This window comes from Nitrospirota bacterium, assembly GCA_016214855.1.
Taxonomy (GTDB): Bacteria; Nitrospirota; Thermodesulfovibrionia; order Thermodesulfovibrionales; family UBA6898; genus UBA6898.
In genome coordinates this window covers 37,736-59,738 of the sequence record JACRMT010000008.1, presented here as the reverse complement: position 1 = coordinate 59,738, position 22,003 = coordinate 37,736, and the positions used below count along the sequence as shown (strand labels likewise).

Annotated in this window: 19 protein-coding genes; 11 read left to right on the top strand and 8 right to left on the bottom strand. The window is 50.3% G+C overall.

All coding sequences use genetic code 11. The features are described 5' to 3' along the window. Nucleotides 1-133 precede the first annotated feature (133 nt). From HZB62_09050 to tsaD, 10 genes are all read left to right on the top strand, one after another. Nucleotides 134-550 carry an Hsp20/alpha crystallin family protein gene (locus tag HZB62_09050; GenBank protein ID MBI5075292.1) on the top strand — a complete coding sequence of 139 codons (417 nt, stop codon included), beginning with the start codon at nucleotides 134-136 and terminating at the stop codon, nucleotides 548-550. A gap of 24 nt (nucleotides 551-574) precedes the next feature. Further along, nucleotides 575-1,018, top strand: a complete 444-nt coding sequence (locus tag HZB62_09045) for an Hsp20/alpha crystallin family protein (protein MBI5075291.1) — start codon at nucleotides 575-577, stop codon at nucleotides 1,016-1,018. Between the two features lie 15 nt (nucleotides 1,019-1,033). Further along, on the top strand, nucleotides 1,034-1,525 hold the full coding sequence (locus HZB62_09040; protein ID MBI5075290.1) for an Hsp20/alpha crystallin family protein: 492 nt from the start codon (nucleotides 1,034-1,036) through the stop codon (nucleotides 1,523-1,525). Nucleotides 1,526-1,760: 235 nt separating this feature from the next. After that, complete coding sequence (locus HZB62_09035) at nucleotides 1,761-2,135, top strand: response regulator (GenBank protein MBI5075289.1); 375 nt, start codon at nucleotides 1,761-1,763, stop codon at nucleotides 2,133-2,135. Nucleotides 2,136-2,225: 90 nt separating this feature from the next. Beyond that, nucleotides 2,226-2,414, top strand: a complete 189-nt coding sequence (locus HZB62_09030) for a hypothetical protein (protein ID MBI5075288.1) — start codon at nucleotides 2,226-2,228, stop codon at nucleotides 2,412-2,414. A gap of 20 nt (nucleotides 2,415-2,434) precedes the next feature. Beyond that, entirely contained in the window at nucleotides 2,435-3,901 is a 1,467-nt protein-coding gene (locus HZB62_09025) for a DegQ family serine endoprotease (GenBank protein MBI5075287.1), read from the top strand. A 349-nt stretch (nucleotides 3,902-4,250) separates the two neighbouring features. Then, nucleotides 4,251-5,018 (top strand): undecaprenyl-diphosphatase UppP, encoded by a 768-nt coding sequence (uppP, locus tag HZB62_09020; protein ID MBI5075286.1) that lies wholly within the window; start codon nucleotides 4,251-4,253, stop codon nucleotides 5,016-5,018. Next, complete coding sequence (locus HZB62_09015) at nucleotides 5,003-7,096, top strand: DNA translocase FtsK 4TM domain-containing protein (GenBank protein MBI5075285.1); 2,094 nt, start codon at nucleotides 5,003-5,005, stop codon at nucleotides 7,094-7,096. Before uppP ends, HZB62_09015 begins: the two co-directional genes overlap by 16 nt. A gap of 191 nt (nucleotides 7,097-7,287) precedes the next feature. After that, on the top strand, nucleotides 7,288-7,884 hold the full coding sequence (locus HZB62_09010; protein MBI5075284.1) for an outer membrane lipoprotein carrier protein LolA: 597 nt from the start codon (nucleotides 7,288-7,290) through the stop codon (nucleotides 7,882-7,884). Between the two features lie 124 nt (nucleotides 7,885-8,008). Beyond that, entirely contained in the window at nucleotides 8,009-9,019 is a 1,011-nt protein-coding gene (tsaD, locus tag HZB62_09005) for a tRNA (adenosine(37)-N6)-threonylcarbamoyltransferase complex transferase subunit TsaD (GenBank protein ID MBI5075283.1), read from the top strand. On the opposite strand, the gene lgt is transcribed toward tsaD, so the two are convergent. The 3 genes from lgt to ileS all read right to left on the bottom strand — a co-directional run bounded on the left by lgt (nucleotide 9,020) and on the right by ileS (nucleotide 14,039). Then, nucleotides 9,020-9,781 (bottom strand): prolipoprotein diacylglyceryl transferase, encoded by a 762-nt coding sequence (lgt, locus tag HZB62_09000; GenBank protein MBI5075282.1) that lies wholly within the window; start codon nucleotides 9,779-9,781, stop codon nucleotides 9,020-9,022. After that, a complete protein-coding gene (gene lspA, locus HZB62_08995) occupies nucleotides 9,781-10,230 on the bottom strand; it encodes a signal peptidase II (GenBank protein ID MBI5075281.1) in 450 nt (149 codons plus the stop codon). The genes lgt and lspA overlap by 1 nt, the downstream gene beginning before the upstream one ends. A gap of 143 nt (nucleotides 10,231-10,373) precedes the next feature. Then, nucleotides 10,374-14,039 (bottom strand): isoleucine--tRNA ligase, encoded by a 3,666-nt coding sequence (ileS, locus tag HZB62_08990; protein MBI5075280.1) that lies wholly within the window; start codon nucleotides 14,037-14,039, stop codon nucleotides 10,374-10,376. 110 nt (nucleotides 14,040-14,149) lie between these two features. On the opposite strand from ileS, the gene HZB62_08985 reads away from it, so the two are divergent. Continuing rightward, nucleotides 14,150-14,929: a DUF922 domain-containing protein gene (locus HZB62_08985; protein MBI5075279.1), complete on the top strand. Its 780-nt coding sequence runs from the start codon at nucleotides 14,150-14,152 to the stop codon at nucleotides 14,927-14,929. 117 nt (nucleotides 14,930-15,046) lie between these two features. Here HZB62_08985 and HZB62_08980 read toward each other — a convergent pair whose 3' ends face one another. The 5 genes from HZB62_08980 to HZB62_08960 form a co-directional block, all read right to left on the bottom strand. Further along, the gene (locus tag HZB62_08980; protein MBI5075278.1) at nucleotides 15,047-16,111 is read right to left on the bottom strand and encodes a tetratricopeptide repeat protein; all 1,065 of its coding nucleotides are present in this window, start codon (nucleotides 16,109-16,111) and stop codon (nucleotides 15,047-15,049) included. A 171-nt stretch (nucleotides 16,112-16,282) separates the two neighbouring features. Then, the gene (locus tag HZB62_08975) at nucleotides 16,283-18,301 is read right to left on the bottom strand and encodes a molybdopterin-dependent oxidoreductase (GenBank protein MBI5075277.1); all 2,019 of its coding nucleotides are present in this window, start codon (nucleotides 18,299-18,301) and stop codon (nucleotides 16,283-16,285) included. A gap of 33 nt (nucleotides 18,302-18,334) precedes the next feature. Continuing rightward, the gene (locus tag HZB62_08970; protein ID MBI5075276.1) at nucleotides 18,335-18,925 is read right to left on the bottom strand and encodes a 4Fe-4S binding protein; all 591 of its coding nucleotides are present in this window, start codon (nucleotides 18,923-18,925) and stop codon (nucleotides 18,335-18,337) included. Between the two features lie 13 nt (nucleotides 18,926-18,938). Next, a complete protein-coding gene (locus HZB62_08965; GenBank protein ID MBI5075275.1) occupies nucleotides 18,939-21,275 on the bottom strand; it encodes a CBS domain-containing protein in 2,337 nt (778 codons plus the stop codon). Between the two features lie 3 nt (nucleotides 21,276-21,278). Continuing rightward, the gene (locus HZB62_08960; GenBank protein ID MBI5075274.1) at nucleotides 21,279-21,770 is read right to left on the bottom strand and encodes an NAD(P)H-dependent oxidoreductase subunit E; all 492 of its coding nucleotides are present in this window, start codon (nucleotides 21,768-21,770) and stop codon (nucleotides 21,279-21,281) included. Nucleotides 21,771-22,003: the final 233 nt, after the last annotated feature.

Sequence of the window (22,003 nt, the reverse complement as noted above, 5' to 3'; positions counted from 1 at the left end):
CTCTATGTCGGTGAGTGCTAATGGGTATTGTCAAATAGACATGGACCATGAATGGTGTTACGGTGATAGTGTGCGTTAGGCAATTCGCCATGCGCAAAGTTTCTGAAAAACAGAAAGAAAGGAGGTGACTGCTATGTTATGGTCTGACCGGGTTTTTGACGCAATGCGTGAGCTTGAAGGCATGGGGCGAGCACTTAGGCGGTTTGATCTGCCGTCAACTGTCGAATTTCCTGCAACAAATGTCTGGGTGTCTGATGACGAGGCAGTGGTAACAACAGAGATACCGGGAATTGATCCTGATGCCCTTGAAATTTCTGTTGTTAAGGATTCCCTGACACTGCGCGGCTCACGCCAGGCAGAAGAAATGAAGGAAGGTGAGACGTACCACCGGCGGGAACGGTGGAACGGACAATTCACCAAGACCCTCCGTTTGCCTTTTGCTGTTGATTCCGGCAAGGTCGAAGCGCGGTTTTCAAAAGGGGTCTTGGCAATCGTCCTTCCGAGGGCAGAAGCGGAAAAACCGAGGAAAATTTCAGTCAAGTCTGAATAGTTTCTGAAAGGAGGTGAATTGATTATGGCTGAAACAGCAGGAGAGATGCAGAAGAAAGAGGCTGAGACTCCGGAGACAGGAGAGCGCACAAGGGCATGCCGGATATATTCACCGCAGGTGGATATTATCGAGCGGCAGGAGGAGATTGTGGTCATTGCCGACATGCCGGGGGTTGATGAGAAGTCGGTTGACATAACGCTTGAGAAGAATGTCCTTACCATCTACGGAAAAGTGGACTTTGAAGCGCCCAAAGATCACAGGCCTGTCCTGTCGGAATACGGCATAGGAGATTACCAGCGGGTCTTTACCCTGTCTGATGAGATTGACAGGGACAAGATTCAGGCATCAGTAAAGAACGGTGTTATAAAGCTCGTCATGCCGAAGGCACAGTCGGCCAAAACAAGGAAAATACCGATCAAGGCTGAAGGCATAGGCGGGATGATGAATCTCAAACTAAGCAACGCATAAAAGGAGGTATTTGCCATGGCAATCAGAAACCTTGTTCCATTCGGAAAGAAAGATGTTCCGGTAAAGCGGGAAGATGAGCACCCATTTTCTCTTCTGAGGAGGGAGATGGATTCGCTTTTCGACAACTTCTTTCGCGGTTTTGATCTTGAGCCTTTTGAAAGCCGCATGGGAGCATTCAATCCAAAGGTCGATGTGACCGAAAACGACAAGGAGATAAAGATATCAGCAGAGCTTCCGGGCCTGGAAGAAAAGGACATAGATGTATCGCTCCAGAAAGACATGCTTACGATCAAGGGCGAGAAGAAGGAAGAAAAAGAGGACAAGGGCAAGGACTATTACAGGATGGAACGCTCCTACGGCTCTTTCAGCAGGACCATACCGCTGCCTGTTGAGGTGGAGACCGACAAGGTCGAGGCCAAGTTCAAAAAAGGAGTGCTCAGCATAACACTTCCCAAGACGGCAAAGGCAGTTGCAGAAACAAAGAAGATCGCGGTAAAAGCTGAATAAGTATGATGGCTGCTGCCGGCATGAAGAAGATCTGACTTGCTTCTCTGTGCCGGCAAGTGGTGTCCATGGGATGGGCTCGGGCCGGCTTTGTATTTTGAAAGGTTCCCCCCTTTCTAACCGGCTTGAGCCTCTCAGTTCGGAGGTATCAAGATGGTGAAAATAGCGGCTGACGGTTGAATTACTATTTGCAATCAAACTGCCGGTCGTTATCCTGAACGGTAAGGAGTAAAAGTAAATGCATAAGATTATGGTAGTAGATGATGATGATAGTATCAGAAAGTTAATGATTGAACTGCTAAAGATCAAATTCCGTGACCCTCAGGTAAAGATTATTGAGGCAGCAAATGGAGAAGAAGCAGCACAAGCCTTCTCCAACGATGTTGACTTAGTTATAACTGATTATATGATGCCCAAGATGGATGGACTTAAATTAGCCGCATGGTTAAGGGATAATGCCCCCCAGACAAGGATTATCTTAGCAACGGGCAGTCTGTTTGGGCATGAGATTCCTGCTAATGTAAATATTGATGATTTCATAATGAAGCCATTTGGTCCTAAGGACTTCCTAAGTTGCGTATCAAAACTGCTAGAAAATAAACGAGGAGAATAGTATAGGTAAAATGATAGAGACAACTCGCAGAAAACAGTCTGCTTTTTACTTCTGGGTCCACTCAGTCTTCAGGAATTACACAGAGGTGTCGTGGTCGAACTCGCGATTGTGGCTATACTCAGAGAGATTATGCTCAAGGGAGCTACTGAGCTGGAGACGATCAAGATAGCGGGCATATCCCTCCTCATCGCAGTACTCGGTCTTTTGTTGAAATTTGGCGGCATACGAACAGAAACCGGTGATGAGGAAAAAATATACAAACCGTTTTTCGAATTATAAAACAAATAAGGAGGACAGAGATGACACGGACAAAACGTAATTTACTCTATGGAGCAACGCTTATACTGGTTGGACTGATTATAGGACTCGGCATATCTTCGAATCTTAACTTGCTCTCAAATGCCTATACCCAGGATACGAACATATCCAAAGAGGCCATAGATATTCTTTCAAAGACAGGACAGGCCATGGCAGAAGTCGCTGCTGCAGTGAAACCGGCAGTGGTCAATATATCTTCGACAAAGACGATAAAAATATCAGGTATGCAATCACCTTTTTTCGATGATCCCTTTTTCAGGAGATTTTTTGGAGACCAATTTGGCCAGTTCGAGAGACCGAGAGAACATAAGCAGTCAGGTCTCGGATCAGGGGTCATCGTAGATAAAGACGGTTATATCCTTACCAATAATCATGTGATCAGGGATGCCGATGAGATCAAGGTGAAATTGTCCGACAAGAGGGAATTCAAGGGAAAGGTCATCGGCACTGACCCGAAAACAGACCTTGCGGTGATCAAGATAGATTCGAACCACCTCCCTGTTTTAAAGCTGGGCGACTCGGATAAGTTGAAGGTTGGAGAAACAGTGATAGCAATCGGCAACCCTTTCGGATTGAACCAGACCGTTACGTCCGGCATTGTGAGCGCAACTGGCAGGGCGAATGTCGGCATTGCTGATTATGAGGATTTCATCCAGACCGATGCCCCTATCAATCCCGGCAACTCGGGCGGAGCGCTTGTGAATGTGAGGGGTGAGCTCGTGGGCATCAATACAGCTATATTCAGCACATCTGGCGGGTATCAGGGAATCGGGTTTGCAATACCAAGCAGCATGGCAAAGGTTGTGATGGACAACCTCATTAAGAAAGGGAAAGTCGTCAGGGGCTGGCTCGGCGTTTCAATTCAACCAGTCACGTCTGACCTTGCGAAGCAGTTCGACATCAAAGATGATAAAGGCGCCCTTGTGGGAGACGTTGTGGAAGAGAGTCCTGCTGAAAAAGCAGGGATGCAGCGCGGAGATGTTATCATAGAGTTCGACGGCAAAGAGGTACCTGACCCTGCGAGCCTGAGAAACAGTGTCGCAGGCACACCTCCGGGCAAGAAAGTAACGTTGAAGATCATGCGTGACGGCAAAATGCAGAAGATGGATGTCGCCATTGCCGAGCTGCCGGCAGACATGCAGAAGATGCGCGGAGAATACGATAACCTTTTAAAAGGGGTCATGGTCCAGGGCCTCACTCCTGAGCTGAAAAGAAATCTCGATGTTCCCAAAAGAATTAGCGGCGTTGTCGTCACAGATATAGAAGAAGGCAGCCCTGCAGGAGGCCTTCTGATACAGAACGATGTCATCATCGAGGTCAACAGAAAAAGGATAAACAGCATGAAGGACTATGAAGCAGTCGTTTCAAAAATAAAGTCCGGGCAGGATATCCTGCTGCTTGTCTTCAGAAACGGATCAACAACTTATTTATCGCTCTCGGCGCGATAGCTGATAAGTTGAGTAAGCTGAGGCAGGAAGATTTTGCTTCCTGCCTCATTATCACCCCACAGCCAGTCACGTTCATCCATCGCCCATAGAAAATGTATAATGCAGATTGGCGGAAAGATTGCGTCTGTCCCTTGTTGAGATATGCAGGCGACAAGGCAGCGCAGGTCATAAACACCTATACAAATCTGTTTGAAGTTTCGTGAGGTTATAAGCACTAATCCACAATCACGTAGAAAAGGCCGGCCAAGATGTATTCAGGCCGGCCTTTTCTATTTCAGGACCCTGACGCAGTCAGGCTTACCTTCTCTATCCGCGATAGTTACCCTCCAAATCTGGTATAATTAAGACCATGATAGAAGCCTTGATTTTAGGGATTGTGCAGGGTTTGACCGAGTTCCTGCCGGTCAGCAGCACCGCCCATCTCATCCTCTTCCCCTGGTTCTTTAACTGGACAGGAGAACTGGATTCCCTCACCTTTGACGTGGCACTCCATGCAGGGACACTGCTTTCCCTTGTCATCTGCTTCTGGAAGGACTGGATCGAGCTCATCCTCAGGAAACAGAAGCTTTTCATGCTGATCGTGCTGGCATCGGTCCCGGCAGGCATTGCAGGCGTTCTGCTGGGTGATCTCATAGAGCACGCGCTCAGAAACCCCCTTGTTATTGCAGTCTCACTTGTGGTATTCGGCGCGGTCATGTTACTGGCGGAAAAGATGAACAAGACGCGGACCGTTGACAGTCTTAACGTCAAAGACGCAGTTATGATCGGCCTTGCACAGGCTGTTGCCCTGATCCCCGGCGTCTCCCGCTCAGGCATAACCATATCAGCAGGACTGTTCAGAGGACTTGAGCGTGAGGCCTCGGCGCGCTTTTCGTTTCTGCTTTCGACGCCGATCATCGCAGGGGCAACACTGCTCCATGCCCGGAAGCTTCTCAAGACCGGCGCTGACCACGATATGTCGCTCTTCCTGATCGGTTTTATTGCCGCGGCGATCTCCGGATTTGCAGCAATTAAATTTCTCCTGAGCTTCTTAAAGAAACACCCGCTGAATCTCTTTGCCTATTACCGGTTCGGGCTTGCTCTGGTCATCATTGCAGGGATATGGCTAAAAAACTGAGCAGGATAAAGGAAGAAATCCTCGGGATCATATCGATCCTGCTTGCCATCTATCTGGGCCTGAGCCTCTTCAGTTTCACAAAATGGGATGCATCGCTTTTTACGTACACGAAGACGCCGACGAAAAATTATGGCGGCCTCATCGGAGCATATGCCGCTGACCTTCTCATGTCCTTTATCGGCTTTGCCGCTTACCTGGTGCCTGTTGCTCTCGTGGTCTATGGCATCAGAAGACTGATGAGCAGGGACAGGAGAAAGGTCTATTTACTCGGAACGCTCCTGCTCATCTTCTCTGTTTCACTCCTCTCATCGCTTCTGCTCAGGACCTTTCATATTACAACAGAGAACAACCCCGGCGGGATGGTGGGATCGGTAATCGCCGGTACCCTTGAGCGTTATCTTTCTATGCTTGGCGCCTATCTCTTCTCCCTCTCCTGCTTCTTCTCATCGATCATCCTTCTGCTTCCCGTGGCCCTCAGTCCATCCCTTTTTGCACAAAAGAGCAGGGAAGAGCATCAGAAAAAACCAGAGAAAGGGATCCTTCAGGAAGAGGAGATCCTGATAACAGAAGCGGAAGATGATATGCAGCCTGAGATCATCGATCAGCTGCATTCCATAGAGCCGGAAGAGGAACCGGAGCCTAAGCCTAAAACACGGACCGCTCCCAAACCCGCGAGAACAAGGGACGGATATGTCCTGCCTACCTTTGAACTGCTCTCGGAATATGATGCGTCTTCTGCACGGCCATCCAATGATGAGCTGAAGACGAACAGGGAACTGATAAAGGCCAAGCTCGCAAACTTCGATGTCGAAGGAGATATCACCCATGTGCAGCCGGGCCCGGTGATCACACTCTACAAGTTCGAACCTGCACCGGGTGTCAAGATCAACAAGGTAGTCTCTCTTGCCGATGACCTGGCTTTGGCACTCAAGGCCCAGAGTATCAGGATCTCTCCCCTGGCAGGGGAAAACACGATCGGCATCGAAGTGCCGAACAAGAAACGCGAGATCGTTTCATTGAGGAGCATTATCGGATCTGACCGCTTTCAGAAGAGTTCATCCAGGCTCACCCTTGCCCTGGGCAGGGACATTGCCGGTGAGACGGTGATAGCTGACCTCACCAAAATGCCGCATCTTCTCGTTGCAGGCCAGACCGGAGCAGGCAAGAGCGTTTCAGTCAACTCCATGATCATGAGCATCCTTTTCAAGGCATCGCCGCGCGAGGTGAAGATGCTGATGATCGATCCCAAGCTTATCGAGCTTTCGATGTATGACGACATTCCTCACCTCATATCACCGGTCATCACCAGCCCCAAGCAGGCTGCGGAAGCATTGAGAAAGATGGTCTTCGAGATGGAGCGAAGATATCGTCTCCTTGCGGAAAAGGGCGCGCGGAATATCGATGGATACAATAATGTCGCAACCGAGGACGAGCAGATGCCCTTTATCGTCATTTTTATTGATGAGCTTGCAGACCTCATGTTCGCATCTTCACGCGAAGTGGAAGATTCGATAACACGTCTCGCTCAGATGGCAAGGGCTGCAGGCATTCATCTGATTATCGGCACCCAAAGGCCGTCCGTCGATGTCATCACCGGCATCATAAAGGCAAACCTGCCGTCGAGGATCTCTTTCAAGGTGACCACAAAGATCGACTCAAGGACGATCCTTGACACCATGGGCGCTGAACAGCTTTTGGACAAGGGCGACATGCTCCTCATGCTTTCCGGTCAGGGCATCAAGCGTGTACACGGCGCACTGGTCACTGAGGACGAGATCCATCAGGTCACTGCCTTCATAAAACCGCAGGGTTCACCTGACTATTCGATCTATGAGCAGATACCGGTTGAGTCTCCCTCTTCTTCCGAGGGGGATTCTGACGAGCGGGATGACATGTATTACAAGGCATGCGACTTTGCAGAGTCTGTCGGACAGGTATCGATCTCCTCGATCCAGAGAAAGTTCAAGATCGGATATAACAAGGCAGCGCGGATCATGGAGCTGATGGGCGACGACGGGCTGGTCGGCCCTCCAAAAGGTGCAGGGAAGCCAAGAGATTTTCTCAGGAGACCATTGTGAACAGATACATGCAGAAGAAATTGAGAATCTCAAAAACAATTAGACATCTATTAACAAATCTCCCCTCCCCCCTCTTTGCCAAAGAGGGGTTTTATCCCTCCCTTTGGCAAAGGGAGGTTAGGAGGGATTTTTCACTAAATCTCATCATAATCAGAAGACCGGCAATAATCCTTCTCCTGACAATCCTTGCAGTGACCTTAACCTCTGCCCTATCTTTTGCCTCAGCCACTGACGATGCTGTTGCCCGCATCCAGAGAGCGTACGAGGGCATAAAGGATATGAAAGGCACGTTCGTTCAGAAGAATGTGATCAAGGACCTGAACAAGACCGATACCTACAACGGCGATTTTTTCGTCAAGAGACCGCTCAAAATGAAATGGGTATACAAAGGCAAAGCCAGTCAGGACCTGCTTATCAGCAATGATATCGTGATGATATACAAGAAGGGCGATAATCAGGCATACCGTTCAAAGTTCAGCAAGGAGACCTATGGCCAGTCGCCGGTTGTTCTTTTGACCGGCATGGGTAATATCAAAGAGGAGTTCACGATCACCGGCACAGAAAAGGTCCTCACCCTGAAGCCAAAGAAATCCATGGCAGGCATCGTATCGATCATCCTGTACCTGTCTGATACAGATTTTCCGATCAGAGGCTTCACCATTCAGGATGGCCGCGCCAATATAGTTGAGATCGAACTGAAAGAGATCAAGATCAATACCAACATCAGGGATTCGCTCTTTGACCTGAACCTGCCCAAAGGGGTAAATGTCTATGAGCAGCCATCTTAATAATAAGTGCATTGGTTATATGTTAGCCACAATAAATCTCCCCACTCCCCTCTTTTCCAAAAAGGGGCATATTGCCTCCCTTTAGCAGAGGGAGGTTAGGAGGGATTTTATGAAGAATGCCCCCATGCTTATCCTCGGCATAGACACATCGTGCGATGACACTTCTGCTGCAGTAGTTCAGGACGGCAGAAAGATCATTTCAAACATTGTTTCGAGCCAGTCTGATATTCATACCAAATACGGCGGCATTGTTCCTGAGCTCGCTTCAAGGCGACATATCGAAATGATCATGCCGGTCGTCGAAGAGGCGCTGAAGCAGGCCGGAATCGCCCTTCCGGATCTTTCTGCCGTTGCTGTCTGCCACGGCCCCGGCCTCATCGGTTCTCTCCTGGTAGGCTGCTCATTTGCCAAGGCAATATGCTATGGAAAGAATATCCCGCTCGTCGGCGTCAACCATCTCGAAGGCCATCTGCTCTCACCTTTCCTTGAAGAGCAGGCGCCTGAGTTTCCGTTCATCTCCCTCATCGTTTCCGGCGGGCACACCAGCCTTTACCTTGCAGAAGATTATGGCAGATACACGGTGCTGGGCAGGACGCGCGATGACGCGGCAGGAGAAGCGTATGACAAGGTCTCAAAGCTCCTCGGACTGAGCTACCCTGGCGGCCCGATCATCGACAATCTTGCAAAAGAAGGATATCCGAAGGCAGTTGCTTTCCCGAGGGCCTATCTCCCGGACACCCTTGATTTCAGTTTCAGCGGCTTAAAGACAGCCGTTCTCCAGCATGTAAGAAGGCTGTCTTCTGACCTATCACGCATAACTGATCACTCATCACTGGCAAATATTGCAGCATCGTTTCAGGCAGCAGTTGTGGAAGTACTCGTCAGGAAGGCTGAATGGGCTGTGGATAAGACCGGTATCCGAAGGGTTACGCTTTCAGGCGGCGTATCTGCAAACAGCGGCCTGAGGCAGAAGATGAAAGAAATGGGAGAGAAAAACCATGTTGAGGTATTCATACCGTCTGTTGCGCTCTGCACAGACAATGCTGCCATGATCGCTGCAGCTGGCTATCACCGCTTTCTAAAAAACGAGTCAGCCGGCCTTGACCTCAATCCAAAGGCATATCTGGCGCTTTAATCAGATCTTAGTTCGTTTGAGTTTCAAGAGAAACGCAACGGCAGTAAGGAACATCACGATACTAATACCCTGTGAGGTCGAAATGCCTGGCATCACAAAACCCCTCTCGATATCCCCCCTGAAAAGCTCGATCAGGGCCCTGATGATCGAATAGTTTAGGACATACATCCAGAAGACCTGGCCATGAAATGTCTTCTTTTTTCTGATAAGAAGGAGAAGGGCGAAGTTCAGCAGTTCGGCAGCGGACTCATAGAGCTGGGTCGGATGAAGAGGCACACCAAGGATCGCAAGGGATTCAGGGTTGCTGAAGGTGACTGCCCACGGAAGGTCAGTCGGTTTGCCGTAGCAGCAGCCGGCGCAGAAGCAGCCGAGCCTTCCTATGGCATGACCGACCGCAATGGACGGAGCCCAAACATCAATGGTCTGCCAGAGCTTGAGCCCCTGTTTCTTTGCATACCATAGGACAGTGGGCAATGCGAAGATGACGCCGCCGTAAAAGACAAGCCCGCCCTCCCATATCTTGATCATGTCAACTGGATGTTCGGAGAAATGCGGCCAGTTGGTTGCGATGAAGAGGATCCGCGCGCCTATGATACCGGAGAAGAGCGCATAGAAGCCGAGATCCGAGATCTTTTCCTTCGACAATCCTTCCCGCGCTGCCTGTCTGAGGGCAAGCCACAAGCCGAGCAGAAACGCAGAAGCGATCATGAATCCATAGGTATGGATCGTGAGCGGGCCTATTCTGATAAGAACCGGAAACATTAACTCTTTTTCCTCAGGATGCTGATGGCCATGAATACCATGCCGATCGAAAGAGCGGAATCTGCAACATTGAATGCAGGCCAGTGATGCCCGGCCACGGCTATGTCAACAAAGTCGACAACGTATCCGAGAGTCAGCCTGTCAATAAGATTGCCTGCAGCGCCCCCTGCAAGCAGGGCAAAGATGCGGTGGTCTTCCTTGTCCTTTACGATGACCCATGACATGAAGACGAGTGCAGCAACGGAAATAGAGATGAAGAAGAGGTTCCCGAAACTCCTGAACATGCCAAAGGCAGCGCCCCTGTTCTGCACATTGACCAGATTCAGCAAAGGCAGTAGCTCTATGCTCTCGTAAGCGCCAATATGAGTCCTGGCAAGATATTTTGTAATCTGGTCAAGGACAACAACGGCTAATGCAATGATCAGAGAAAGCGTGATTCTTTTTTTCATGTATTCATAGGTCTACGTTAGGAATTTCAGAATATGGAAAAAATCCCTCCCCCCCTCCCTTTGACAAAGGGAGGACATACCCCTCTTTAGCAAAGAGGGGCGAGGGGAGATTTATGAGTATATTGCCTATCAATTATTAGCCTTCATTTAACCGCGTCGTAGCATCTGTCGCAGACCTCAGGGATATCGCTGAAGGTGCCGACACTCTCAGACCAGTTCCAGCACCTCTGGCATTTGCTTCCTGCTGACCGCTCTACCAGCACATAAAGTCCCTTGATCACGGTTCCCTCATGAGCTTCAGACAGGACATCACCGCTCAGGGTTACCGCAGAAACAAGGAAGAACATCGGCAGGAACGCTGCGTATTGTTCAGCAAGCTGCCGGTATTCAGAAGGAAGATAGAGCCTCACCTTTGCTTCAAGGGAGTTGCCGATAAACTTCTCAGCCCTCTTGATCTCAAGCGCCTTGTTCACCTCATCGCGCAGCGTGAGCAATCTTTTCCAGCGTTCATCCAGCTCTGCATCAACAAATCTTTCATCGACTTCAGGAAATGACGCTATAAATACAGAACCTGCTGATTGCTGACTGCTGACTGCTGTATTCTGTTTTGTTATATATCCCCAGACCTCTTCTGCGGTAAAGGTCAGCACCGGCGCCATAAGACGCGTCAGTACGGAAAGGACCTCTGCCAAAACCCACTGGCTTGCACGCCTCTCAACAGCATCTGCCTTTGCAGTGTAGAGCCGGTCCTTGAGAATATCGAGATAGATCGAGCTCATATCAACAACACAAAAATTATGGATAGCATGAAAGACCTCATGAAATTCAAAGTTCTCGTATGCCTTTGTGACCCTGGCGATCAGACCCTGGAGCCTGCAGAGGGCCCAGCGGTCGATCTCCTGCAGCTGGCCTGAATGATCCTGACGATCAAAATCAAAGAGATTGCTCAGCAGGAACTTGCTGGTGTTCCTGATCTTCCTGTATGCCTCGGTCAGACGGTTCAGGATCTCCTTCGAAATTCTGATATCATCGCGATAATCCTCAGCAGATACCCAGATACGCAGGATCTCGGCGCCGAAGTTTTTGATGATCTCCTGGGGAGCGATCACATTGCCCTGCGACTTCGACATCTTCTTGCCTGCTCCGTCAACAACGAACCCGTGGGTCAGCACAGACCGGTACGGGGCAGTGCCCCGTGTTCCGACCGACGCCAGGAGAGAGCTCTGGAACCAGCCGCGGTGCTGGTCACTGCCTTCGAGATACAGATCAGCAGGCCAGCTCAACCTGGGGTCATTCTCCATGACCGCAGCGTGACTCACACCGGAATCGAACCAGACATCAAGGATGTCCGTCTCCTTGCGGAACTCGGAAGAACTGCATTTTGTGCAGACATATCCCTCAGGAAGGAACTCCTTTGCCTCTTTTATGAACCAGACGTCTGCTCCGTCTTTTTCGACCTGGCTCACAATATTATCGAGTACAGCCTCATCCTTCACGAACTCGCCGCAGTCACTGCATTGTATGATCGTGATCGGGACGCCCCAGCTGCGCTGGCGGGATATGCACCAATCGGGCCGGCCGGCGACCATGTTATAGATCCTGTCTCTGCCCCATGCAGGCACCCAGTTCACCCTATCGATCTCTTCAAGACACTTTTTACGCAGGCCCTCGTGCTCAACAGATATGAACCACTGCTCTGTTGCACGGAAGATGACCGGCTTCTTGCACCGCCAGCAATGCGGATAGGAATGGGTGATCTTCTCTTCTTTTATAAGCGCATTACGGGACTTCAGAGTCTCTATAATCACGCTGTTTGCCTTGAACACGAACTGCCCCTGAAGATCGCCGGCCGGCTTTGTAAATTTGCCGCCGTCATCCACAGGCGCATAGATATCAAGGCCGTATTTCAGGCCGACCAGATAGTCATCCTCGCCATGACCTGGTGCAATATGGACAACACCGGTGCCTTCTTCCAAAGAGACAAAATCCCCCAACACACCCTTTGATATTCTATCAATAAAGGGATGCTGAGCCTCTATGCCCTCAAGGTCTTTGCCGAGCCTCTTTGCAAGAACATTGCCGATGAGTCCTATCCTCTCTTTCAAGGCCTCAAGCCTGCCTTCGGCAACAATATAGACTTCATCATTCTGCTCGACTGCTGCATATTGCAGCTCAGGATGGAATGCCACCGCAAGATTTGCCGGAAGGGTCCAGGGCGTTGTGGTCCAGATAAGCACAAAGACCTTCTTCCCTCTCAACTCCGGCGCAAATACCGCCGCATTATCATCATTCAGCATGAACTTCACAAAGACCGAAGGAGATTCCTTGTCTGCATATTCAACCTCAGCCTCTGCCAGCGCAGTAACGCAGGAGGGGCACCAATGCACGGGCTTCTTCCTTTTATGCACATACCCGTTTTTCACAAACCGGCAGAACTCCCTGACGATCGAAGCCTCATATCCATAGGTCAGCGTAAGATAGGGCTGTTCCCAGTCGCCGAACACACCCAAGCGCTTGAACTCATCCCTCTGCAGACCGACGAACTTCTCTGCATATTCCCTGCAGAGCTGTCTCTTCTCAATAAGATTAACGCTGTCTTTTCTGTCTCCGAGGTTCTTGTCCACCTGCAGTTCGATCGGCAGACCATGGCAGTCCCATCCCGGAACATAGGGTGCTGAAAAGCCCTTCATGCTCTTATATTTGACAATGATGTCCTTCAGGATCTTGTTCAGGGCATGGCCCATATGGATATTACCGTTCGCATACGGCGGTCCGTCATGAAGGATATAGGACTTGCGGCCCCTGCTCTGCTCCTGTATCCTCGTATAGATATTTTTTTCGTCCCATGCCCTGAGCATCTCGGGTTCCCTCTGTGCAAGATTCGCCTTCATGGGAAAATCCGTCTGCGGAAGATTAAGCGTATCCTTGAAATCTCTTGTCATGACCGGTTTCAATACCACCTTATCGTTATTTTTTTGAGGATCTGACTGACCCTGAGAACCCTGCTCAACAGAAGACTGCCCGACAGGCTGTTCTGCAGGTTCAGAGATCCTGGCTGCTGTCTGCTCCAGAGACATAGGCATCTGTTTCTGCGGATTAATGACCCAGATACTGCCGAAGTCTTTTTCCTGATAGACCCTTGCCATGCCAAGCCTGAGCAGTTCAAGGAGCGCAAGGAACGTTACGATGAGCTGAACCCTGCTCGTGGTGCCGGCGAAGAGGTCCTCGAACCTGATCGTGTCGACGCTCTCCAGTATTTCGGCAATATGCATGATGCGGTCCTTGACCGTAAGCGTCTCCTTGGTGATGGTCCTGACCTCAGGCGGAGCATTGTCCAGGATCTTTTTAAAGGCACCAAGCAGATCAAAAAGATTTATATCAAAGAGATAAAGTTCCTGTTGCTCTTCGGATTTTTCTTCGTCGAATTCGGTCTTTTCTCTCGCGAAGAGTTTAAGCGCGTCATCTTCCTTTTCCTTCAGGATCGACGCAGCATCCTTATATGCCTGATATTCAAGCAGTCTCTGTACAAGTTCAAGTCTCGGGTCTTCCACCTCCTCGAGAGGAGCCTCCTCGTCAGCAGGGAGAAGCATCCTGGACTTTATATGGATAAGGGTAGCTGCCATAACAATGAATTCACCGGCGATCTCGAGATCCAGTTCCTTCATCATCTCGATGTAGTGGAGATACTGGCCCGTGATCAGGGATATGGGAATATCATAGATATCCACCTTGTTCTCCCGGATAAGATGCAGGAGAAGGTCAAGAGGCCCTTCAAATACAGGCAGTTTTACGCTATACAGGTCTTCCATCGTAAGCAGGTCACCTTGATACTGGTAATTTCGAGAGTGATATTGTAACAAATTAGGCCTAAAATTAGCCTCCATTTGCTTTCGCGCAGAAAGCATAGTATCCTTAAAATATGAAACTGAGCAGATTCGTTTCAGCCTGTATCATGGTGCTGGCTTCGGCCTCTCTGTCGGAGTCAGAAATATCTCAGCATTTTGACCGGACAGGCAGGCTTCTCCCCGCGGAAAGAAGACTGTCTCCCCCCCAGTCACAAAAGATGAAGAAATATTCCGTGCCCGAGGGCATAGAACTTCGTCCTGACGTCCATTATGAGTTTTACCCCGTTTTTGGCAAGACCTTTGCCGAAATAGTAAAATCAACTGAAGAAAACAGCCCGCTCAATGCAAAAACAAGACGAAGGCAGCCTTCAACATACGACTGGAACCTTGGGTGGACCTACGACTTTTCCTTCAGTCTCGAACCGGATGAGGAAAATGAGAAGGTCCATTGCGATTTCACGATCTCCGGATTGGCACTGGCATATAATCTTACTATTACTCTTCCTGCCCTTACTGATGATTCCGCTCTTAACCCTATGGAAAAGGAGCTCTGGAAAAACTATATTACAACGCTCCTTGAACGTGCACATGGCAGGATAAAGATCATCAAGGACGATACAAACGATGATATTGTCCGGCAGTTCAGCGAGATAGCCTATCTCGCTCTCAGCGATAAAGAAGCGGAAAATGCAGAAAAAATCATTGAACGTTTTGTCAGGACTGAAACAGAAAAGATCGGCAGAGACATGGTCAGGCAGATACAGCAGAAACTTGAGGCATATGACTCAGCCTCAGCGCAGGATATCGAAACCGTACCGGCAAGAACACCCGCAAGAAGAAGGATTACCCGTTAGGAAATAATTGCTGCTCCGGTGGATCGTCTCAGGGTTATTTATCCTCTGAAGGACACTCTGGCATGCATTCCGGTGTTGCGACTAACAGGCCTCAGACCCTACAACCCGAGCCGTTACTTACAACATCACTCTTTTCACCAGAAGGGCATCGCCCATTTTTTCACCCACTTCCCGCGATGCCTTGCCAATAGCAGAACTGATCGCTTCCATGCTGGTATCATTGAACCATCTGCCTTCCGGTGACCGGTAAAACCGCACAACCTCATCGAGCTCCTCATCAGTAAGGCTGCGGTAGGTAAACGCGAGAGAGACAAGCAGATCCCGCGTAAGCTGCACCCTGGGGACGCCTCTGACCTTGCCGACAAGAGCGTCGATCTCTTCCGAATTCATCTTGCTGCTGCCCCGCATCCTGACCTGCATGCCCTTCAGCATCTCAAAAAGAGAAGCAGCGACGATATCAACGTTCAGTTCAGTCGAGCGCACTGCTTTTTCCATATGTCTGATGCTCTGCTTGCGAGCTTCCTTCATGCGGTCATATTCCTCACGAAAAGCAGCTGATCTATTGATCATCTGAGGCATGTTGGCAGCAACTTCGAGACCAGCGCTTTTTTTCCCCAACGGCGTCTTGAGCCACTCAATAACGGAAGACAGATATTTTTTATTGAACCGTGCATTGAATATGTCTACCACAGGGGGATAAATCCTGTTGATCTTGTACGAGTCCCTGAGAAACACGAGGATATCATCATTCTGTTTTCCGTCACTCATACCTGATCGGAACTGCGGGATAGCGCTGCCCAGGATCTCGGCATAGTTCTCCATCTGCTTCTTTGCACCGGACAGCGCAAGTGCTTCGTGAATAAGGCCCTGTTCCTCAGATGAGAGTCCTAAGTGAGCAGGCACTTTATTTGATGAAAATTCAGGATCGATCAGAAAAGCCTGTTCAAAATACTCATTTGAACGCTCAAAATTCCTGAGCTCGTAATAGGCATAGCCAAGCATGTAATAGACCGCAGGGTCAGGCTTCTGAACAGCATAGCCCTCAAGGTAGGGGATAGCGCGTTTATACTCCCTGCCTTTAAAATGCTTCATTGCCTTTTCGTAGGTCTCATCATAGGCATAAGCCGCTGATCCCGCTGTGAGCAGCAGGATGCTGCAGGCCGCGATGACGTATTTCTTCATGATTCGCTCCTTACGACGGATTGCTTAAAAAGGGTATTATTTTACCCGAAACAGAACGGAGAAGTCACAGGCTGTCAGGCTGAAAGGTCGCTTTTCATGGTATCTGACAAATCAATACAGCCAAATAAAAAAGGCGCGTCCAAAAGGACGCGCCTTCACTGCAATTTGAGATTACGCTGTTACTGAGCAGGCGTCCAACTCCTTAAGCCAGAGAAGCCTTGAACCGTTAACAGTCATCTTATTCGTCTCCTCCATGAGCTTCCCGGCGTCAATGTCATGGCCAGCGTCCTTCTTAAAGGCACTGAATGAGACCTTTGTTTTTGCCTTCACAGCCTTCTTGACGTCTGCATCCTTCACCGGCTTAAGGGCTGAGCCCATTGCCTCGGCAACGGCCGCGAAGATCGCGCCGTTCTGCCTTGCCTGACCTGAAGGAGCCGATGCCATATTCACCTGCCTGATCCTGCCGAGCCAGTCAATGATCGTTCCTTCAGATTCCAGTGCAGGAGTTGCCGGAAAGACAACATCAGCCTGCATGGCGAGTTCGGTCATATGAGAAGCCTGTACTACAAGGAAACCCGTATCAGGCCTCTTGCTGATCGGGATCTCTCCGACCACATACAGAGCTTTGGTCGATGACGCCACAATATCACTGAACTTCTTGCCGCTGGAGGTCATGCCCATTGCCACCACGCCTTTTGCATTCGCTTCAAGGGGAACCGCAACAGCCTCACCCTTGATCAGCGAAAGATTTGCCGCAGCCTTGTATAAGGATGGAGCAGCCAGGATCACCGGCATCTTTGCAGCCAGGAACAGGTCTGCTGCATTCATGGCATTGTCCGAAGGATTGACCGGGGCCAGGGCCTCTACCATCTCCTTGGGTGCCTTTGTGCCTTTTGATATGACAGCCTGTCCGAGTTCCATCAGCATCTTGACTTCGTCGCCGTTCAGGAAGACCGAGGCCTTTGATCCGATCTTCGGCTCGGCCGAGTTAATGACGATAAGTTTCGCCCCATTGTTGACCCTCTTCCTCACTGCAGCGTCAAGAGCAGGCAATACTCGTTTCCACTGGTCAGGCGCAATGCCTGCAAGCACGATTAGATCAGCCTCTTCAAGATCGGTGCCGCCGCTCTTCATCGCATCATGGGAGGAATACAGGCTGACGGTCGAATCAATATTCTTTGTCTTCACACCCTCGGCGAGTTTCTTCAGCAGGGCTGCGTCTTCGTTCAGGATCGCTCCGGTTGAAACAAAGGCTGCATCTTCACCGGCCGCCTTTAACTGATCAGCCACGATCTTTGTTGCATCTTCCCATGTCGTCTCCTGCAGTTCGCCGCCAACCCTTTTCATCGGCCTGGTAACGCGCATCTCGCTGTACAGACTATCAAAGCCGAACCTTCCGATCGCACATATGGTGCGCTCAATGCTGCCGTCAGGAGAACCGCTGTTAATCTTTATCACGCCGCCGTCTTTTTTGCTGACCGTTATGCTGCAGCCGCTTCCGCAGGAAAGGCAGACCGAATCCGTCTTTTCGTACTCCCATTCCCGGCCCTTTCTCCAGCGGTCAGCCTCAAGGAGGGCATTGACCGGACAGACATCCACACAGCTGCCGCAGAATGTGCAGGAAGACTCCTGAAGCGGCTTATCCTGGGCTGTAACTACCCGTGAGCCGACTCCCCTGCCGTTAAAATCAAGGACCTCTGTGCCCTGATGCTTGCAGATGCGCACGCACCTGCCGCAGAGCACGCAGTAGTCAGGGTCGCGTTTGATGAACGGGTTGGCGGAATCAACAGGGTACCCGAACTTCTTGCGGGTAAACGTAGACTCCTTTAATTCAAAATCGTACGCGTATTTCTGCAGATTGCAGACACCTGCCTTCGTGCAGGTCATGCAGTCAAGGGGATGCATCGAAAGAATAAGGTCGATAACAAACTTTCTGGTCTCCTGCACTGCGTCGGTGTCGGTCCTGACGACCATGCCTTCCCGCGCCCTGGAGGTGCAGGCGATCAGCGGGGCCTTCATGCCCTCAACCTCGACCTGGCAGAGCCTGCATGCGCCGATGCCCTTCATGCCCTTCATGTAGCAGAGATTCGGGATATGCACACCGGCCGCTGCTGCGGCATCGATGAGGTTCGTTCCTTCGGCGACCTGGACCGCCCGGTTATCTATCGTCAGATTAATTGTCTTAGCCATTGAGACCTCCGTAAAAAAATATACTCATAGTTTCTAAACGCCAACAGGCTCTTTTGCATTTGCAGCAACGAGAACGATCGCTTCTACCGGACAGACCTTGATGCATTCACCGCACCGGGTGCAGCGCTTCTGCCGTATCTCGAACGGGAAATAGCCTGACTTGTACGGCTTTTTCTTCTCGCCGAATATTGCCAGGTTCTTGCAGACATCCTTGCAGTCACCGCATATGGTGCACTTCTCCGGAAGGATGCGGTATTCGATCAGGCTCGCGCACTGCATATCAGGACACCTGCCTTCAGCATGCTCCTGGTATACATCCGTCGCCATCCAGTCAAGGATGAATTTGCCGGTATCCTTCCCCTTTTTGCAGAACGAGGCCTCTATCATGTCCGTTGCAATTCTTTTCAAGGCAAGGAGATCAGCCTCGACGCCTTTTCCGTCTACCAGGTTCTGGAGCCTTATCCTCGCTTCATAACTGCCCATGGCACAGGGAAAACATCTGCCGCACATCGGTCCTGCCAGAAATTCGGTCACAAAATAGAGCGCCTTCTGGACAGGACAGGCTTTTTCCTCTGCCGCAGTCTTTATATCTTCTACTTTTGGTTCTTTTATCGGTTCTGTCATTGTGGTTACCCCGCTACATATCCTCTGCCATGTAAATAACTTCAGGGAGCAGATAGGAAACAAGGTCCCGGTAGTTGATCATGCCGGCGATCTTCTCATCCTCGGTCACGGGGAGGTGCCTGATCTTCTTGTCTGACATGAGCTGCACAGCGACCGCAATATCGACCGATGAATCAAGTGTTATAGGATTTGCGGTCATGACATTGCCCATGAGCTCATCGTTCATCGCGACCTTCTTGGCAAAGCAGTGCATGATATCCCTCTCGGTGAATATGCCGAGGAGGTTCTCCTTATCGTCGACAACCAGCAGCGAACCGATGTTGTTGCCGTCCATGAGCGTCACCGCATCTGCAAGCTTGCAGTCCTTCTTGCAGGTAAAGACCTTCATCGGCTTGGAACTTAATACATCCTTCAGTGTCATCTTCGCCCTCCTTTCAAGGACCTCTAATTTATCCGTAGGAATCCTGAACTGTTCTTCCAGTTTTACCACGCTCTGTTTCTTGATCTTGACCGCGCCGACAGGGCAGACAGCATAACATGCCTTGCACTTGGTACAGTACTGACGGTCGATCGTGTAAATGTCTTTCGTCTCCTTCACTGCGTCAAAGGCGCAGGCCTTTTTGCAGAGACCGCAGCGGATGCAGTCAGGCTGATGAATCAGGAAGACCCCTGTATTGCTGCAGACATTTGACCTGCAGTAATTGTCATAGATATGCTCTTCATACTCGTGCCTGAAATATTTGATCGTGCTCAGGACAGGATTGGGAGCACTCTGGCCAAGACCGCAGAGGGAACCCTTCTGAATAAGCTTGCCGAGGTCGATCAGGCGCTGAATATCGCCGTGCTCACCATGGCCGGTCGTTATGCGTTCCAGTATCTGCAGCATCTGATAGGTGCCGACCCTGCAGGGAGGACACTTGCCGCATGATTCCGACTGGGTAAAGGAGAGGAAGTATTTGGCAACATCAACCATACAGGTCTCTTCATCAAGGACAACCATACCTCCTGACCCCATCATGGAGCCGACCCGGTACAACGAATCAAAATCTACCGGCAGATCAAGCTGGGCCGCAGGCAGACACCCTCCGGAGGGCCCTCCTGTCTGAATAGCCTTGAATTCCTTGTCGTCAAGGATGCCGCCGCCGATATCATAAATGATCTCTCTCAATGTAGTGCCCATAGGCACTTCGACAAGTCCGGTGTTCTTCACCTTGCCGGTCACCGCAAAGACCTTGGTCCCCGGCGATGTCGTGGTGCCGATACCCAGGAACCAGTCAGCGCCCTTCTCGATGATCGGGGGCATACAGGCATAGGTCTCGATATTGTTCAGATTGCTCGGATATCCCCATAGCCCGCCTCCAACCTCTGAGAGCCTCGGCGGCCGCGGCCGCGGGAATCCCCGCTCGCCTTCGATCGATGCGACCAGTGCGGTCGACTCGCCGCAGACAAACGCGCCTGCACCCTCTCTGATATCCACAATAAAATCAAACCCTGTTCCGAGGATATTCTCGCCAAGCAGACCAAGTTCCTCAGCCTGTTTGATCGCCAATTTCAGGTTCTTAACCGCCAGGGGGTATTCGTGCCTGACATAGATGAACCCGTAATGTGCCTTGAGCGCATAAGCGCAGACGAGCATGCCTTCCAGAAGACTGTGCGGATCGCCCTCCATGATCGCCCGGTCCATAAATGCTCCGGGGTCGCCCTCATCACCGTTTGCGATGACAAACCGTGTCTTTTCCGGGGATTTATTCGTATGTGCCCACTTTTTGCCGGCAGGGAATCCCGCGCCGCCCCTTCCTCTGAGGTTCGCCCTGTCGATCTCATGCAGAACGCTATCAGAGGTCATGGAGCCGAACATCTTTTCAGCGGCGGTGTACCCGCCGACTGCAAGGTAATGGTGAATATTGTTCGGGTCTATCCTGCCATTATTCCTCAGAGCTATTCTGAGCTGCTTCTTATAGAACGGAACATTCTGGACCTCTTCAACAGGACTGGTCATGATCGAATCCCTGTATAAAAGAGACCGGAGCGATGTCCCGGCAGAAAACGTATGTGCGATAAGATTTTTCGCATCATCCGGCTTCACCTTCTGATAGAAAAAGCCATGCGGCTCAACGCTCATTACCGGACCTTTCTGGCAGAGGCCCTGGCATCCGGTCTTGACAACCTCAAGCTCTATGCCTTTTCCTGCTGACTCTGCCTCGAGTTCCTTCACCAGTTTTTTTGATCCGGAAGCAACGCAGGCAGTGCCGCAGCATATTCTCACCCTGTTCTTGTCCGGGATAAAGGTCTCTCCCTTCAGTTGTCTTCTCAGCTTTGTCAGATCATCTATGCTGTTCAGTCTGCTCATCGGTTAGTCCTCTTTAATTGACTTGATCATATCGTTCAGTTTCTTCTTGCCGATGTCTCCGACAACATCCTCATTTATCGTTGCAACAGGAGCCAGTCCGCAGCAACCGACGCAGCCGACTGTTTCGAGCGTCATGGCAAGGTCGGGCGTAGTCTCCCCATCCCTGATGCCGAACTCCCCCTCAATGGCGTCTAGGACCTTCTTTGCTCCCCTAACATGACAGGCTGTTCCCATGCAGACCCTGACAACCTTTCTGCCGCGGGGAGAAAAATGGAACTGCTTATAGAAACTTGCAACGCTGTACACTTCTGCAAGAGGCAGCGAAAGTTTCTTTGCAAGCTGATTGAGAATATCTTCAGGCAGATATCCATGCTCCTCCTGGATCTTCTGGAAGGTATGGATAAGGACTCCCTTTTTCCGGTCATGCTCGCAGAGGATCGCGCCTACCTTACCGATCACCTCATCGACATCGACATTAACTTCTTCTACGTTCATGGTTTCACCTCAACTGAGCATTCTATAACTGCCTCTTGCTGCCGGTGCTATCTGCACCCATCCGTCTAATTACGGATTTTGACTTTAACACATAATTTAGCCGATTTGTTATTGAATTATTTAATAAAATTATAAATCCGATAAGCAGCAAATATAGCTCCAGGGATATTGTCTCCAGCCGCAGATTCTGAACAAAATATTTTTTTTAAAACAAAGGGTTTTCTCTCTTGCGT

Bases quoted from the DNA above. Each gene is read 5' to 3' on its own strand.
- lspA (MBI5075281.1), bottom strand. From the start codon at position 10,230: ATGAAAAAAAGAATCACGCTTTCTCTGATCATTGCATTAGCCGTTGTT.
- ileS (MBI5075280.1), bottom strand. From the start codon at position 14,039: ATGGAAGACCTGTATAGCGTAAAACTGCCTGTATTTGAAGGGCCTCTT.
- HZB62_08970 (MBI5075276.1), bottom strand. From the start codon at position 18,925: ATGACAGAACCGATAAAAGAACCAAAAGTAGAAGATATAAAGACTGCG.
- HZB62_09035 (MBI5075289.1), top strand. From the start codon at position 1,761: ATGCATAAGATTATGGTAGTAGATGATGATGATAGTATCAGAAAGTTA.
- HZB62_09015 (MBI5075285.1), top strand. From the start codon at position 5,003: ATGGCTAAAAAACTGAGCAGGATAAAGGAAGAAATCCTCGGGATCATA.
- HZB62_09050 (MBI5075292.1), top strand. From the start codon at position 134: ATGTTATGGTCTGACCGGGTTTTTGACGCAATGCGTGAGCTTGAAGGC.
- HZB62_09040 (MBI5075290.1), top strand. From the start codon at position 1,034: ATGGCAATCAGAAACCTTGTTCCATTCGGAAAGAAAGATGTTCCGGTA.
- HZB62_08975 (MBI5075277.1), bottom strand. From the start codon at position 18,301: ATGGCTAAGACAATTAATCTGACGATAGATAACCGGGCGGTCCAGGTC.
- HZB62_08985 (MBI5075279.1), top strand. From the start codon at position 14,150: ATGAAACTGAGCAGATTCGTTTCAGCCTGTATCATGGTGCTGGCTTCG.
- HZB62_09025 (MBI5075287.1), top strand. From the start codon at position 2,435: ATGACACGGACAAAACGTAATTTACTCTATGGAGCAACGCTTATACTG.
- uppP (MBI5075286.1), top strand. From the start codon at position 4,251: ATGATAGAAGCCTTGATTTTAGGGATTGTGCAGGGTTTGACCGAGTTC.
- HZB62_09045 (MBI5075291.1), top strand. From the start codon at position 575: ATGGCTGAAACAGCAGGAGAGATGCAGAAGAAAGAGGCTGAGACTCCG.
- HZB62_08965 (MBI5075275.1), bottom strand. From the start codon at position 21,275: ATGAGCAGACTGAACAGCATAGATGATCTGACAAAGCTGAGAAGACAA.
- HZB62_08960 (MBI5075274.1), bottom strand. From the start codon at position 21,770: ATGAACGTAGAAGAAGTTAATGTCGATGTCGATGAGGTGATCGGTAAG.
- HZB62_08980 (MBI5075278.1), bottom strand. From the start codon at position 16,111: ATGAAGAAATACGTCATCGCGGCCTGCAGCATCCTGCTGCTCACAGCG.
- lgt (MBI5075282.1), bottom strand. From the start codon at position 9,781: ATGTTTCCGGTTCTTATCAGAATAGGCCCGCTCACGATCCATACCTAT.
- tsaD (MBI5075283.1), top strand. From the start codon at position 8,009: ATGCTTATCCTCGGCATAGACACATCGTGCGATGACACTTCTGCTGCA.